The sequence below is a fragment of the Streptomyces sp. NPDC050121 genome (assembly GCF_044460385.1).
Lineage (GTDB): Bacteria > Actinomycetota > Actinomycetes > Streptomycetales > Streptomycetaceae > Streptomyces > Streptomyces soliscabiei.
On sequence record NZ_JBITJV010000024.1, the window covers coordinates 36,620 to 50,572 of the forward strand.

Genomic DNA, 13,953 nt, shown 5'->3' on the forward strand with positions numbered 1-13,953 from the left:
TCCGTCGCCGTTTCCGTCGCCGTTTCCGTCGCCGTTTCCGTCGCCGTTTCCGTCGCCGTTTCCGTCGCCGTTTCCGTCGCCGTTTCCGTCGCCGTTTCCGTCGCCGTTTCCGCTGCCGTTTCCGTCCCGGCTGCCGTCTCCTTGTCCGCCTCCCCTGGCGTATTGGCCCCCTGCGGAGCGCCAGAGCCTCCGTCGTACGCGTCCATTCCGCCCCGTTCCCCGATCCCGGTCGTCTTCGCGCTGCGTCGCGCAATCGCGAACGGTACTCAGCCTCACCCGTTCGGCGCAGCCCTCCCCCCGCGGCGCCCGGGCCTGGGCGGGGCGAGGTGGTGTTGTCCACAGGGGACGCCCGCAGGTTATCCACAGCGGTTGACACCCTACGACGGCCGTCCCACCATGGAATCGCACGGACCGAACGATCGGTCGGGAGAAGGCTCGGGCAGAGCCGAGGCCGGGGCACCGAGCCCAGGCCCAAGGTGAAGGGGGACCGCATGGCGACAGCAGCCGCGCACCAGACGGCCCGCACACAGCCGCACACCGCACGGAACGGCGGACGCGACGAAAGCGGCCGAGGCGCCGCCGACGAGGCGTACGAGCGCGCCTTCGACGCCACCGTTGCCGCCGACGAGCGCATCGAGCCACGCGACTGGATGCCCGACGCCTACCGCGCCACGCTGGTGCGCCAGATCGCCCAGCACGCCCACTCCGAGATCATCGGCATGCAGCCGGAAGCCAACTGGATCAGCCGCGCGCCCTCCCTGCGCCGCAAGGCCATCCTGATGGCGAAGGTCCAGGACGAGGCCGGCCACGGCCTCTACCTGTACAGCGCGGCCGAAACCCTCGGCACCGGACGCGAGGAACTCCTCGACAAGCTCCACACCGGCCGCCAGAAGTACTCCTCCATCTTCAACTACCCCACGCTGACCTGGGCGGACGTCGGCGCGATCGGCTGGCTGGTGGACGGCGCCGCGATCACCAACCAGGTCCCCCTGTGCCGCTGCTCCTACGGCCCGTACGCGCGCGCGATGGTCCGCATCTGCAAGGAGGAGTCCTTCCACCAGCGCCAGGGCTACGAACTGCTGCTCGCCCTCAGCCGCGGCACCACGGAGCAGCACGCGATGGCGCAGGACGCGGTGAACCGCTGGTGGTGGCCCTCGCTGATGATGTTCGGCCCGCCCGACGACGAGTCCGCGCACTCCGCGCAGTCGATGGCCTGGAAGATCAAGCGCCACTCGAACGACGAGCTGCGCCGGCGCTTCGTCGACATCTGCGTCCCCCAGGCCGAGTCCCTCGGCCTCACCCTCCCCGACCCGGACCTGAAGTGGAACGAGGAACAGGGGCACTACGACTTCGGCCCCATCGACTGGACCGAGTTCAAGGAAGTCCTCAAGGGCAACGGCCCCTGCAACGAACAGCGGATAACCCAACGCAGGCGCGCACACGACGAGGGCGCATGGGTACGAGAGGCGGCCGCGGCCCACGCGGCCAAGCGTGCCAGCGGGACGAAAACGGAAGTGGAGCAGGCATGACGAACACCGACTGGCCCCTGTGGGAGGTCTTCGTGCGCTCCCGGCGCGGCCTCTCCCACACCCACGCCGGCAGCCTGCACGCGCCGGACGCCGAATTCGCCCTGCGCAACGCCCGCGACCTCTACACCCGGCGCGGCGAAGGCGTCTCGATCTGGGTCGTGCCGTCCTCCGCGGTCACGGCCTCCTCGCCCGACGAGAAGGACCCGTTCTTCGAACCGGCCGCCGACAAGCCCTACCGACACCCGACGTTCTACGAGATCCCGGAGGGGGTGAAGCACCTGTGACCACGACAACGAACACGCACACCCACGCCGCCGCCCTCGCCCTCGGCGACGACGCCCTGGTGCTCTCCCACCGCCTGGGGGAGTGGATGGGTCACGCGCCCGTCCTCGAGGAGGAGGTCGCCCTCGCCAACATCGCGCTCGACCTGCTGGGCCAGGCCCGGATCCTGCTGTCGATGGCGGGCGACGAGGACGAGCTGGCCTACCTGCGCGAGGAACGCGCCTTCCGTAACCTGCAGTTGGTCGAACAGCCCAACGGCGACTTCGCCCACACCATCGCCCGCCAGCTGTACTTCTCCACCTACCAGCACCTGCTGTACGCACAACTGGCCGCCCGCGAGGGCCCGTTCGCCGGGCTCGCGGCGAAAGCCGTCAAAGAGGTCGCCTACCACCGCGACCACGCCGAACAGTGGACACTGCGGCTCGGCGACGGCACCGAACTCAGCCACGAGCGGATGCAGCGCGCCTGCGATGCGCTGTGGCGGTTCACCGGAGAGATGTTCCGCCCGCTCCACGGCCTCGACCTCGACGGCACGGGCCTCGACGAAACGGACCTCGACCGCACGAACCCCGACGGCACAGACCGCGACGGAACGGCCCCGGAGGGGTCGTCCCCGGCCGGGACGGACCTGGACTCGGCCTGGCTGGAGTCGGTGAAGGACGTGCTGGGGCGGGCCGGCCTGGCAGTCCCCGACGGGCCGCGCACCGGAGCCTGGAGCGCCGGCGCGGGCCGCGAAGGCCTGCACACCGAGTCGTTCGGCCGAATGCTCGCCGAGATGCAACACCTGCACCGCAGCCACCCGGGGGCGTCATGGTGACGCTCACCCCGCTGGAGGCGGAACTCCTCGCGGTCGCCGGCTCGGTGCCCGACCCCGAGCTGCCCGTGCTCACCCTCCAGGAACTCGGCGTGCTGCGCGCGGTGCACATCCGTGACACGGACACCGTCGAAGTCGAACTGACCCCCACCTACACCGGCTGCCCAGCGGTGGAGGCGATGTCCGTCGACATCGAAAGGGCGCTGCACGAGCACGGGGTACGCGAGGTCACCGTGCGCACCGTCCTCACACCCGCCTGGTCGACCGACGACATCTCCGCCGAAGGACGCCGCAAACTGCGGGAGTTCGGCATCGCCCCACCCCGCAGCACCCGGGCCGTCCCGGGCCCGGTGCCCCTGACGCTGGGCCCTACGCACACCCTCCCCAGCGAACCGGAAAACGGGCCGCCCGAACCGGTCCGCTGCCCGCACTGCGGTTGCGCCGACACCGAACTGCTCAGCCGCTTCTCCTCCACCGCCTGCAAGGCGCTACGTCGCTGCCTCGCCTGCCGGGAACCCTTCGACCACTTCAAGGAGTTGTGATGGCCCGCTTCCACCCGCTCCAGGTGGCCGCGGTGGAGCGCCTCACGGACGACTCCGTCGCCCTCACCCTCACGGTCCCCGACGAACTCCGCGAGGAGTACCGGCACACCCCCGGACAGCATCTCGGCCTGCGCCGCGTGGCCGACGGGGTCGAGATCCGGCGAACGTACTCGATCTGCTCGCCCGCACCCGACCCCGACGGCGAGGGACCCCGCACGCTGCGAGTGGGTGTACGCCTCGTCGAGGACGGAGCCTTCTCGACGTACGCACTCAAGGAGATCAACGTCGGCGACGAGCTGGAGGTCATGACTCCGGCCGGCCGGTTCACCCTCGACCCCGCGCCCGGTCTGTACGCGGCGATCGTCGGCGGCAGCGGCATCACCCCGGTACTGTCGATCGCCTCCACGCTGCTGGCCCGCGAGCCCGCGGCCCGCTTCTGCCTCATACGCAGCGACCGTACGGCCGCCTCGACGATGTTCCTGGAGGACGTCGCCGACCTCAAGGACCGATTCCCCGAGCGACTCCACCTGGTCACCGTCCTCTCCCGCGAGGAACAGCAGGCGGGACTCCCCTCCGGGCGGCTCGACCAGGAGCGGCTCACCGGGCTGCTCCCGTCGCTGCTGCCGGTGCAACACGTCGCTGGTTGGTTCCTGTGCGGACCGTTCGGGCTCGTACAGGGCGCGGAGCGGGCACTGCGGGAGCTCGGGGTCGCGCGGTCCCGGATCCACGAGGAGATCTTCCACGTGGACGTCGCGGCACCCGCGGCACGCACGGCCGCCCCCGCCCACAGCACCGTGACCGCCCGGCTCGACGGCCGCGGCGGAAGCTGGCCCGTGCGGGACGGGGAGTCGGTCCTGGAGACGGTGCTGCGCAACCGGCCCGACGCGCCCTACGCCTGCAAGGGCGGCGTGTGCGGAACCTGCCGGGCCTTCCTGGTCTCCGGCGAGGTGCGCATGGACCGCAACTTCGCGCTGGAGCCGGAGGAGACGGACTCCGGGTACGTGCTGGCGTGCCAGTCGCATCCGCTGACGGAGGCGGTGGAGGTGGACTTCGACCGGTGAGGAGCAGGGCCCCGGCTACCGGACATCATTCGCAGTGCTCCGGCCTTCAGGCCGGAGGTGAAGCGAATCTCGTGGCCGCGACGCGGAGCGTCGCGGTGTCGTTCCGGCGGAGCCGGACCCTGCTGCCGTGTCGGTGACGGATCGTTCACATGTTCCCGATAGCGGCGTGGGTTCGACTTGTCTAGTGTGATCGTCATACAGCTCCGGTACAGCTTCCGCGTGTACCCCGACGCCACTCAACAGGCAGCAATGGCAAGGGCGTTCGGGTGCGCCCGTGTCGTGTTCAACGACGCCGTGCGGGCCCGCGAGGACGCCCGTCGGGCCGGGCAGCCGTTCCCTACGGGCGGTGACCTGTCCCGGAAGCTGATCACCGAGGCGAAGCGGACGGCCGGGCGGTCCTGGCTGGGTGAGGTGTCCGCGGTGGTGCTCCAGCAGTCCCTGCGGGACGCCGAGACCGCCTACCGCAACTTCTTCGCCTCCCTCAAGGGCGCCCGCAAGGGACCGAAGGCGGGAGCACCACGGTTGAAGTCCCGCAAGGACGCCCGGCAGTCGATCCGGTTCACCGCCAACGCCCGCTGGAGCGTCACCGCCGGCGGCCGTCTGAACCTGCCGAAGATCGGCGCGGTGAAGGTGAAATGGTCCCGCAAGCTGCCCGCCGTCCCTTCCTCCGTCACCGTCGTCAAGGACGCCGCGGGCAGATTCTTCGCCTCCTTCGTCATCGACACCGACCCCGCCGCCGACGCGGACCGGATGCCCGACACCGACCGCACCATCGGCATCGACCTCGGCCTCACACTCCCCCAGAGGGGGTGCCCCCATCGCGGTCCTGTCCGACGGCACGAAGATCGACTCCCCGCGCTTCCTGCGGCGCGCAGAGAAGAAACTGAAGAAGGCCCACAAGGAGCTGTCCCGCAAACAGAAGGGCTCCAAGAACCGGTCCAAGGCCCGCCTGAAGGTCGCCCGCACCCACGCCAAGGTCGCTGACGCACGCCGCGAGTTCCACCACCAGCTCTCCACGAAGCTGATCTGCGAGAACCAAGGGATCGCCGTGGAGGACCTGGCAGTGGCGGGACTGGCCCGCACGAAGCTGGCCAAGTCCGTTCACGACGCGGGTTGGTCGTCGTTCGTGCACATGCTGGAGTACAAGGCGCAGCGGTACGGCCGCACCCTGGTGAAGATCGGCCGGGTTTGAGCCGACCTCCCAGACCTGCTCTGCCTGCGGCGCCGTGGACGGGCCCAAACCGCTGAACGTGCGGGAATGGACGTGTGCCGCCTGCGGCGCCGTCCACGACCGGGACCACAACGCCGCGATCAACGTGAAGACGGCCGCCGGACTGGCGGCATCGGCCTGCGGAGCGCCGGTAAGACCAGGAGCGATCCCGGCACAGCGCGAAGAAACAGGAAGCCACGGATTCCCGACCGAACCGGGTGCCGCGTAGCGGCACGGCAACCAGTCAGGGAAGGCCAGAATCCTCGCCCTTCAGGGCGAGGAGCATGTCAATGTTCCCTTCTTCTAGAACTTGTTCTATCTTGACGCTCCGTCAGATCAGCTGACCCGTCGGGAGGACAGGCCGTGGACTTCACCTTCACCGAGGAGCAGCAGGCCGCGGCCGAGGCGGCGCGGGGAGTCTTCGCCGGAGTCGCGCCCGACGCCGTGCCGAGCCCCGCGCTCACCAAGGGCGCCGTGGCCGACGGCTTCGACCGCGCACTGTGGTCCAGGCTCGCCGCGGCGGACCTGCTGAGCCTGCTCCTCGACGAAAAGTCCGGCGGTGCGGGCCTCGACGCGATCGCGCTCTGCCTGGTCCTGCGCGAGTCGGCGAAGGTGCTCGCGCGGGTACCGCTGCTGGAGAACAGCGCCGCCATGGCCGCCGTACAGGCCTACGGCAGCCCGCAGTTGAAGTCCTCCCTCCTCACCCGGGCCGGACAGGGCGAGGTCGTCCTGACCGTCGCCACGAACGGCCGCACGGGCCACGACCCGGCCGAACTGGCCGTCACCGCCCGCCAGGACCCCACCGACGCCATGAGCCGTGCGGGAGACTCCGGCGGTCAGTGGGTGCTGGACGGGGTGCAGACAGCGGTGGCGTGGGCGTACGACGCCGACTTCGTCGTCGTACCGGCACGCACCGGGGACGACCGGAGCATCCTCGCCGTCATCCCCCGCCAACACGAAGGGGTCGAGCTCGCCGAACAGATCTCCACCAACGGCGAACGGCTCGGCGAACTACGCCTCGACTCGGCGCGGATCGCCGCCCGGGACGTCATCACCGCCGACGGCGCCTGGGAGTGGCTGCGCGCCCTGCTGGCCACCGGAACCTGCGCCCTGGCGCTCGGTCTGAGCGAACGCGCACTAGCGATGACCAGCGACTACGCCGGCAAGCGGGAGCAGTTCGGGCACCCCATCGCCAGCTTCCAGGCCGTCGCCGTGCAGACCGCCGACCGCTACATCGACCTGCGCGCGATGGAGGTCACCCTGTGGCAGGCCGCCTGGCGGATCGCCTCCGGGGCCCCGGGAGCACTGCCCGCCTCCGGTGACGTCGCCGTGGCCAAGATCTGGGCCTCCGACGGCGTACGGCGGATCGTGCAGACCGCACAGCATCTGCACGGAGGCTTCGGCGCCGACGTCGACTACCCACTGCACCGCTACCACGCCTGGGCCAAACACCTGGAACTGTCACTCGGCCCCGCCGCGGCACACGAGGAGGCACTCGGCGACCTACTGGCCGCCCACCCCCTCGGCTGACCGACCTGACACGCCCACACAGGACTCACCTGCCTGCTGTCGGCTACCGCCTGCCGATTGCCGCCTGCCGATTGCCGATTGCCGATTGCCGACTGCCGACTGCCGACTGCCGACTGCCGCCTGCCGACTGCCGACTGCCGACTGCCGCCTGCCGACTGCCGCCTGCCGCCTGCCGACTGCCGACTGCCGACTACAGAACGAAGCCCGGCCGGCCCTCGTCCGTGACGACCGGACGGCCCGCGGCGGCCCAGATCTGCATGCCGCCGTCGACGTTCACGGCCTCCAGGCCCTGTTGGACGAGATACATCGTGACCTGGGCCGAACGCCCGCCGGAACGGCAGATCACATGGACCCGCCCGTCCTGCGGAGCCGCCTCGGTCAGCTCGCCATAGCGGGCGACGAACTCGCTGATGGGGATGTGCAGTGCCCCTTCGGCGTGGCCCGCCTGCCACTCGTCGTCCTCACGGACGTCCAGCAGGAAATCGCCGTCCTTGAGGTCTCCGACCTCGACCGTGGGCACACCAGCTCCGAAACTCATGCCCCGACGCTACCCGACCCCGCAACCGCCACGACGCCCCCACCAGCCCACCGGCCCGACACCGGCATCGGCACCCACCAGCTCGGCGCTAACCCACCAGCTCGGCCAGCTCCGCCTCACGAGCGGCGACATCGGCGAGAAGCTTGTCGGCGATCTCGTCCAGCAGACGATCGGGGTCGTCCGGGGCCATCCGAAGCATCGAGCCGATCGCGCTGTCCTCCAGCTCCCGAGCGACCAGCGTGAGCATCTCCTTGCGCTGAGCGAGCCACTCGAGACGGGCGTAGAGCTCCTCACTCGGGCTCGGGCTGCGCTCGGCGGGCACCGGACCGGCCGCCCACTCCTCGGCCAGCTCACGCAGGAGCACCTCGTCGCCGCGGGCGTAAGCCGCGTTCACACGGGTGATGAACTCCTCGCGCCGTGCCCGCTCGGCGTCCTCCTGCGCCAGGTCGGGGTGAGCCTTGCGGGCCAGCTCGCGGTACAGCTTGCGGGCCTCCTCGCTCGGCCGCACCCGCTCCGGCGGCCTCACCGACTGCTCCGTGAGCATCGCCGCGGCCTCCGGGAACAGCCCCTCGCCGTCCATCCAGCCGTGGAACAACTCCTCCACCCCGGGCATCGGCATCACCCGCGCCCGCGCCTCGGCCGCCTTGCGCAGGTCCTCGGGATCACCGGTGCGGGCAGCCCTGGCCTCGGCGATCTGCGCGTCCAGCTCGTCGAGCCGGGTGTACATCGGACCGAGTTTCTGGTGGTGGAGCCGCGAGAAGTTCTCGACCTCGACGCGGAAGGTCTCCACCGCGATCTCGAACTCGATCAACGCCTGCTCGGCGGCCCGCACGGCCTGCTCCAGCCGCGCCTCGGGCCGGGGCTGCTCAGCTTCGGGGGTCGTCACCCGACCAGCCTAGGCCAACGCCACCCCAACCACCGCTGCCAACCACCGACCGACCCGGGCCGGGGGCTCGGGCGGCTCGAACGGCTCAGGGGGGGGCTCCCCCTCCCTCCCCCTCCCTCCCCCTCCCTCCCCCTCCCCGCCCCCACCCCCGCTCCCGCCCACCCCTCACCCGCCCACCCCGCTTCCCGGTCTCGGCGGGCCGCCACCGGCGTCCCGGGGCGGCAGGCAGACACCTGGTCTGCCCGCCGAGATCGACCTACCTGCCCGTCGAGATCACGTGCCTCAGGTCGTGAGGTCTGCCCGCCGAGGTCGACGTACGTCGGCGAACCCTGCTCACACTCCTGTCTCGGCCGCGATCCGTCCCGCCCGTACGGCCGTCACCAGGTCCGTGTGGTCGGCTTCGGTGCGGTCGGCGTAGGCGACGGCGAACGTGGCGATGGCGTCGTCGAGTTCCTCGTTCTTGCCGCAGTAGCCGGCGATCAGGCGCGGGTCGGCGCTGTGGGAGTGGGCGCGGGCCAGCAGGGCGCCGGTCATGCGGCCGTAGTCGTCGACCTGGTCGGCGGCGAGCGCGGACGGGTCGACGCTGCCCTTGCGGTTGCGGAACTGCCGTACCTGGAAGGGGCGACCGTCGACCGTCGTCCAGCCCAGAAGTATGTCGCTGACGACCTGCATGCGCTTCTGCCCGATCACCACCCGGCGACCCTCGTGGTCCACCTCCGGCGCCTCGAAGCCGGCCGTCAGCAGGTGCGGGACCAGGGCCGACGCGCGGGCCTCTTTCACCTGGAGGATGAGCGGTTCTCCCCGATGGTCCAGCAACAGCACCACGTACGACCTGGTGCCCACACTGCCCGTGCCGACGATACGGAAGGCGACGTCGTGCACGGCGTGACGGGCCAGGAGGGGGTGGCGGTCCTCGGACAGGGTGGTCAGGTAGTGCTCCAGGGAGGCGGCCACCGCGGCGGCCTCCGCGTCCGGGACTCGGCGCAGCACTGGTGCCGCGTCGACGAAGCGGCGGCCGCCGTTCTCCGTCGGCTCGGTCGATTTGGCCGCGAACCGCCCGCTGGTGTTGGCCCGCGCCTTCTCCGAGACCCGTTCCAGGGTGCCCAGTAGGTCGTGGGCGTCGGTGTGGGAGACGAGCTCCTCGTCGGCGATGGCGTTCCACGCGTCCAGCACCGGAAGCCTGGCCAGGAGCCGCATGGTGCGGCGGTAGGAGCCGGCCGCGCCGTGCGCTGCTCTGCGGCAGGTGTCCTCGTCCGCGCCGGCTTCCCGGCCTGCGAGCACCAGGGAGGCGGCGAGGCGCTTGAGGTCCCATTCCCAGGGGCCGTCGACCGTCTCGTCGAAGTCGTTCAGGTCGATGACCAGTCCGCCGCGGGCGTCGCCGTACAGACCGAAGTTGGCGGCGTGGGCGTCACCGCAGATCTGGGCGCGGATCCCGGTCATCGGGGTGCGGGCCAGGTCGTACGCCATGAGGCCCGCGGAGCCGCGCAGGAACGCGAATGGCGTCGCCGCCATCCGGCCGACCCTTATCGGCGTCAGTTCCGGGATGCGGCCCTGGTTGGACTCCTCGACCGCCGTCACTGCGTCCGGGCGGGAGGCGTGCAGGTCGAGTGCGGCATGCGCCGACCGGGAGACCCGACCACGCAGCGCCCTGCCCTCCTCCTTGGGCGAGCGCAAACCGTCCCCCGCCGTCGGCCCCGCCCCATCAGCAGACCGCTCGACGGGCCATTCCGCGAACCCACGCACCCGGGGAAGCCTGCGCGCCCCACCCGTCTCCGCCCCGGCCCCTGCACCGGTGCCAGCGCCCCCACGGACACCGGCACCACCGACTGCCTCGGTCGCCATGACCGCCTCCCCCGCACGCATACGTCCATCGGCTCGACGAGCCGAACATCAACTCGTGCCGACCGTACAGCCCGGCGGCCAAGGGGTGGCAGCCCCTGTGGATAACTCCCCACCTGTGGACAATGCCTCTGTGGACCCCTGCCAACCGACAGGTGTTTCACGTGAAACATGACACCGCGGTGCGCACCCGCCGACGCAGCGAGCCGGTGAGCGGCTCGCCCTGTCTGCCGGATCATGGTCGCCGCGAGCGCGGTGCAGTCCGCTACACCCCCGCCTGACGCCGGTCAGCACCCTGAGATGTTCCTCACACACCGTGAGCAACCGTGGCCAGTACTCGCCTGCGCTCGCCTGCACTCTCCAGTGCGGGCGCGCGCTCCGGGATACGCGAAAGCCCCACAGGTCCAGGACCTGTGGGGCTTTCAGCTGGTGGGGCACCGACGGAACTCGCTGGTCAGGGCCGATGAAGGTGCCTGCGAAGATCGTTTCCCACGCTGTCGGGCCCGCTTTCCCGCGCTCCAGGCCAGGGGCATTTTCACGACGGGCGGTGAGGCGGCGAGAGGCCCGGCTACAAGGGAGGCCAGATCCGGGGCGGCCCCTCATCCGGTAGGAGCCGAATGAGGGGCTCATACAACCGACACCTTGTCTAGCATGGCTCGATCTAGCCCCCTCAGCGTCTGGCCTGTGCTCAGCCGACGACAGCGAGAATGATCATTCACCCAGTTCAGCCTGGAAATGAGCCAAGAGGGAGGTCGACTCGAGGGCTGGCAGCCGTCGGCCGAATCTCACGGCTTGATCACGGTCGGGTTCCGCACGCGGAGACCATATGGATCTTGTGCCTATTCTGTGCCACCCGACTCCTCGCGCACGAACGAGGTGCCGGTCCGGGCTGAGGGGGTTGGCATGGACGGGACGCCGAACGGTTGGCGAGACGAGTACGAGAGTCACCCCGAGTACCAGGCCATCCTCGCTAGGCTGGAGAAGCCATGGTGGAAACGGCCGGTGGCGCTGGCTACGGGCGGTTCCGTCGCCGCGGCCGCGGTCTTCTTCATCGGCGTCTGGGTCGGGAGCTCCAGTGACAACTCGGGTCCCTCCTCCCCTGATTCATGGGTGCAGGAGCAGGCGGGCGACCAGTCGCAGAACAGTCGGCAGCAGAACAACGAGCCGGTCGGCCTGACCTTCGCCCAGAAGAGTCAACTGCTGAACAAGTTCTGCAACACCGAGGCTGGCGGCCCGTACAACGTGTCGGAAGCCGCACTCCTGGACTGCCTGAGTAGCTATTACGTGACCGACCAGGGCCAGGTACTGCCCAAGTAGCCAGGTCGCCGGTAACCCTCCTCCTGCAATTCATGGAGATCGAGTACATGGGCGGCAGCAAGAGCAACAGCGAGTCGAAGCTGGGATACAGCGTCTTCCTGGTCGTCGCGCTCATCCTGGGGTTGGCGACACAGTGCGGCAGGGACGACAGCGGCTCGGCCGCCACGTCGACCGCCAAGCCCAGCGCTACCGCGAGCACTAAAGGCCGCCGGCTCGCCGACGCACTCCGGGCATGTGCAGGTCAGCCCAGCTGCATCCGAACCCTTGGACGATATGCACCCAAGCCAGATCGGGCGGTCGAGGCGTACGCGAGTCCGCGCTATTTCAGGGGCAGTCGCACTCAATCCACCTGCCGCCGCAGATGCTGCACGTCACATCGGCGGTCTTCGGGCAGAGGACGTGCTCGTAGCGGTTGATCCGCCCCACGCTATAGGTCTCGATCTCCTCGCCGGCCGCGATCGGTGCGCGGCACTTGGGACAGGTGCCGCTGTCGTACTTCGCGACGAAACTCATGCCGTCTTCCTTGCTGCGATGCGGCGGAGCCCAGACCGGAGCGCCAGGACCCCCGAAAGATCTACGCCCAAGGCAGAATATCGGGTCGGGCGAAACTACCGGGCCGAATCAGTGACCAGGCACATCCGCTGTCTCGTTGTCCATGCAGTCGAAGAGGAACACCCGGAAGATACGCGCCCATCTTCGTTTGCCCCCACCTCCCCTGACTCGGAGCATCATGCGTGGCTCCAGGGTCGTAGCGCACAGGTCTCCCAGGAGAATTTGCGCAGTCGCGCCTGCTCCACGAGGGTGGCCGTGTCGCCGAAGGAGATGTTGAGGTGCCGGCCCAGGACGACGATGGCCACGCTGCCTGCGCCGGCGGCCTTCAGAGCAGCGGAGGCGGATTGGGCGTGGTTGCCGCTGGCCCAGGTGTCGTCGATGAGCAGGACGTCTTCGCCCCACAGTGCGGTTGAGCGATAGCGGGCGCGTGAGGGGGTGCGGCCGAGGGCTGCCGCGTTCGGTTCCGGGGTGAGCAGGTCGCGGTAGCGGTCGCGGGTGGCGCCGACCGTTTCGGCAGTCATCGTGCGCAATGGGTGTGCGTCGCGGCCACTGGTGCTGGGAACGGTCGTGACGATGCCGAATCCGGGGACGGCGCAGTGGTTCGCGATGCAGCTCTCGTGCGCGGCAAGGAAGCGCCACAGGACGGCCGCCAGCCCCATGCGGAAGTACTGCCGCTGCGGGCCTGTGGCGTTCTTGTAGCGCCAAAGCTCGTTCGCGTACTGCTCCCCCTTGAGCGCCAGACTCACCGGCACCACGGCATCGGCGAGGCCCGCACCCAGAATGGCACCGGCCTGCTGGCACTGCCGACATGTCGGGTATCCGGCGTTCGCCGTGCCGCGGCACACCTTGCAGACACCCGTGCCGGGTAGTAAAGGGTGGACGAGGAAGTTGGCGTAGCGATCGGACAGCTCGCCGACGGTGGCCACGCGGGTCCTCCCACTACACCCAGGTGAGCTCGCCCGTGGACGGGACGAGGGAGTCGAGCTTGCTGAAGACCTCGTCAGGGCCGTCGACGACCGTCGTGTTGGGCCTCGTCGCATACTCCCGCGCCCACTCGTGGAACATGAGGGAACGCATGAGAAAGACCCGGCGGCCATGCTCCAGAGCGAGGCGAGCCTGCATACGCGCACCACTACGGTACGCGGCCTCCACCACAACGGTGGCCAGGCTGTAGCCACTCATCACGGCGTTACGCATAGGGAAGGACGCCTTCGAAGGTGCCGCGTCCGGCCAGAACTGGGAGATCACCAGCCCTCGCTCGGCGATCTCCTGCTGCAGGCGGGCGTTCTGCGCCGGGTAGGTGCGGCGCAGGCCGGTGCCTATGACAGCGACGGTACGGCCACCGACGGCGAGCGCGGTGCCGTGCGCGGCGGTGTCGATGCCGACGGCCAGGCCGGAAACCACCGTCACGCCGCGCTCCGCGAGCCCTCCCGCGATGGCGCGGGCATGGTCGATGCCCTCCTGAGTGGGGGTGCGGGTGCCGACAACGGCAACCCGAAGATCGTCTTCGACGGGTCGGCCACGCAGGAATAGGAACGGCGGGCGCTGGTGGACCAACCGCAGATAGAGCGGGTAGTCCTCGTCCAAGATCGTCACCAACCGCATGCCCTCGCGCTCCCATGCGGCGATCTCGGCCGCAACAGCCTCCAGGTCCGCTGCCGGCCCGGTATCGAAGAGAGCGGCTTGTCCTGAACCGTCAAGGGCGCTATCCAGGACTTCGCGGGCACTGCCCACGGTCTCGATCTGATCGGTTAGATCGGGCCAGGAACGATCCCCGCGCCTCAGCAGCGCGACAAGCGCAGCCCGCTCCAGTTCCTGGTCCATGGCGAAAGTATAGAAAGGCCTGCCCGCGC

The 13,953-nt window shown here is 69.8% G+C and carries 13 protein-coding genes and 2 pseudogenes; 8 read left to right on the plus strand and 7 right to left on the minus strand.

Features of this window, described 5'->3' with window-relative positions:
* A pseudogene (locus ACIBTS_RS31015) lies at nucleotides 1-206 on the minus strand (hypothetical protein); the annotation flags it as partial.
* A 285-nt stretch (nucleotides 207-491) separates the two neighbouring features.
* Between ACIBTS_RS31015 and paaA the strand changes: the two are divergent.
* From paaA to ACIBTS_RS31050, 7 genes and pseudogenes are all read left to right on the plus strand, one after another.
* The gene (gene paaA, locus ACIBTS_RS31020; RefSeq protein WP_399323726.1) at nucleotides 492-1,529 is read left to right on the plus strand and encodes a 1,2-phenylacetyl-CoA epoxidase subunit PaaA; all 1,038 of its coding nucleotides are present in this window, start codon (nucleotides 492-494) and stop codon (nucleotides 1,527-1,529) included.
* Nucleotides 1,526-1,813, plus strand: a complete 288-nt coding sequence (paaB, locus tag ACIBTS_RS31025; protein ID WP_319337667.1) for a 1,2-phenylacetyl-CoA epoxidase subunit PaaB — start codon at nucleotides 1,526-1,528, stop codon at nucleotides 1,811-1,813. Before paaA ends, paaB begins: the two co-directional genes overlap by 4 nt.
* Nucleotides 1,810-2,628: a 1,2-phenylacetyl-CoA epoxidase subunit PaaC gene (gene paaC / locus ACIBTS_RS31030; protein WP_399323729.1), complete on the plus strand. Its 819-nt coding sequence runs from the start codon at nucleotides 1,810-1,812 to the stop codon at nucleotides 2,626-2,628. Before paaB ends, paaC begins: the two co-directional genes overlap by 4 nt.
* On the plus strand, nucleotides 2,622-3,167 hold the full coding sequence (gene paaD / locus ACIBTS_RS31035; RefSeq protein ID WP_399323731.1) for a 1,2-phenylacetyl-CoA epoxidase subunit PaaD: 546 nt from the start codon (nucleotides 2,622-2,624) through the stop codon (nucleotides 3,165-3,167). The genes paaC and paaD overlap by 7 nt, the downstream gene beginning before the upstream one ends.
* The gene (locus ACIBTS_RS31040; protein WP_399323733.1) at nucleotides 3,167-4,228 is read left to right on the plus strand and encodes a 2Fe-2S iron-sulfur cluster-binding protein; all 1,062 of its coding nucleotides are present in this window, start codon (nucleotides 3,167-3,169) and stop codon (nucleotides 4,226-4,228) included. Before paaD ends, ACIBTS_RS31040 begins: the two co-directional genes overlap by 1 nt.
* A 195-nt stretch (nucleotides 4,229-4,423) precedes the next feature.
* Nucleotides 4,424-5,667 (plus strand): annotated as a pseudogene (locus ACIBTS_RS31045) (RNA-guided endonuclease InsQ/TnpB family protein).
* 134 nt (nucleotides 5,668-5,801) lie between these two features.
* Nucleotides 5,802-6,968 (plus strand): acyl-CoA dehydrogenase family protein, encoded by a 1,167-nt coding sequence (locus tag ACIBTS_RS31050; RefSeq protein ID WP_399323735.1) that lies wholly within the window; start codon nucleotides 5,802-5,804, stop codon nucleotides 6,966-6,968.
* Nucleotides 6,969-7,158: 190 nt separating this feature from the next.
* Here the strand turns inward: ACIBTS_RS31050 and ACIBTS_RS31055 are convergent, their stop codons facing one another.
* From ACIBTS_RS31055 to ACIBTS_RS31065, 3 genes are all read right to left on the minus strand, one after another.
* The gene (locus ACIBTS_RS31055) at nucleotides 7,159-7,488 is read right to left on the minus strand and encodes a rhodanese-like domain-containing protein (protein WP_079661136.1); all 330 of its coding nucleotides are present in this window, start codon (nucleotides 7,486-7,488) and stop codon (nucleotides 7,159-7,161) included.
* 106 nt (nucleotides 7,489-7,594) lie between these two features.
* Nucleotides 7,595-8,392 (minus strand): hypothetical protein, encoded by a 798-nt coding sequence (locus ACIBTS_RS31060; RefSeq protein ID WP_334578699.1) that lies wholly within the window; start codon nucleotides 8,390-8,392, stop codon nucleotides 7,595-7,597.
* 333 nt (nucleotides 8,393-8,725) lie between these two features.
* Nucleotides 8,726-10,234 carry a DUF2252 domain-containing protein gene (locus ACIBTS_RS31065; RefSeq protein WP_399323738.1) on the minus strand — a complete coding sequence of 503 codons (1,509 nt, stop codon included), beginning with the start codon at nucleotides 10,232-10,234 and terminating at the stop codon, nucleotides 8,726-8,728.
* 900 nt (nucleotides 10,235-11,134) lie between these two features.
* Here ACIBTS_RS31065 and ACIBTS_RS31070 point away from each other — a divergent pair.
* Complete coding sequence (locus ACIBTS_RS31070) at nucleotides 11,135-11,548, plus strand: hypothetical protein (protein WP_399323740.1); 414 nt, start codon at nucleotides 11,135-11,137, stop codon at nucleotides 11,546-11,548.
* Between the two features lie 324 nt (nucleotides 11,549-11,872).
* Here ACIBTS_RS31070 and ACIBTS_RS31075 read toward each other — a convergent pair whose 3' ends face one another.
* The 3 genes from ACIBTS_RS31075 to ACIBTS_RS31085 form a co-directional block, all read right to left on the minus strand.
* Nucleotides 11,873-12,061, minus strand: coding sequence for a hypothetical protein (locus ACIBTS_RS31075; RefSeq protein WP_399323742.1), 189 nt, complete (start codon nucleotides 12,059-12,061; stop codon nucleotides 11,873-11,875).
* A 215-nt stretch (nucleotides 12,062-12,276) separates the two neighbouring features.
* The gene (locus ACIBTS_RS31080) at nucleotides 12,277-13,026 is read right to left on the minus strand and encodes a hypothetical protein (protein WP_399323744.1); all 750 of its coding nucleotides are present in this window, start codon (nucleotides 13,024-13,026) and stop codon (nucleotides 12,277-12,279) included.
* Between the two features lie 13 nt (nucleotides 13,027-13,039).
* A complete protein-coding gene (locus ACIBTS_RS31085) occupies nucleotides 13,040-13,924 on the minus strand; it encodes a DNA-processing protein DprA (RefSeq protein ID WP_399323746.1) in 885 nt (294 codons plus the stop codon).
* Nucleotides 13,925-13,953 lie beyond the last annotated feature (29 nt).

Excerpts from the sequence above, each read along its gene's own strand:
- paaA (WP_399323726.1), top strand. The coding sequence starts at position 492 with ATGGCGACAGCAGCCGCGCACCAGACGGCCCGCACACAGCCGCACACC.
- paaB (WP_319337667.1), top strand. The coding sequence starts at position 1,526 with ATGACGAACACCGACTGGCCCCTGTGGGAGGTCTTCGTGCGCTCCCGG.
- paaD (WP_399323731.1), top strand. The coding sequence starts at position 2,622 with ATGGTGACGCTCACCCCGCTGGAGGCGGAACTCCTCGCGGTCGCCGGC.
- ACIBTS_RS31040 (WP_399323733.1), top strand. The coding sequence starts at position 3,167 with ATGGCCCGCTTCCACCCGCTCCAGGTGGCCGCGGTGGAGCGCCTCACG.
- ACIBTS_RS31065 (WP_399323738.1), bottom strand. The coding sequence starts at position 10,234 with ATGGCGACCGAGGCAGTCGGTGGTGCCGGTGTCCGTGGGGGCGCTGGC.
- ACIBTS_RS31070 (WP_399323740.1), top strand. The coding sequence starts at position 11,135 with ATGGACGGGACGCCGAACGGTTGGCGAGACGAGTACGAGAGTCACCCC.
- ACIBTS_RS31075 (WP_399323742.1), bottom strand. The coding sequence starts at position 12,061 with ATGAGTTTCGTCGCGAAGTACGACAGCGGCACCTGTCCCAAGTGCCGC.
- ACIBTS_RS31085 (WP_399323746.1), bottom strand. The coding sequence starts at position 13,924 with ATGGACCAGGAACTGGAGCGGGCTGCGCTTGTCGCGCTGCTGAGGCGC.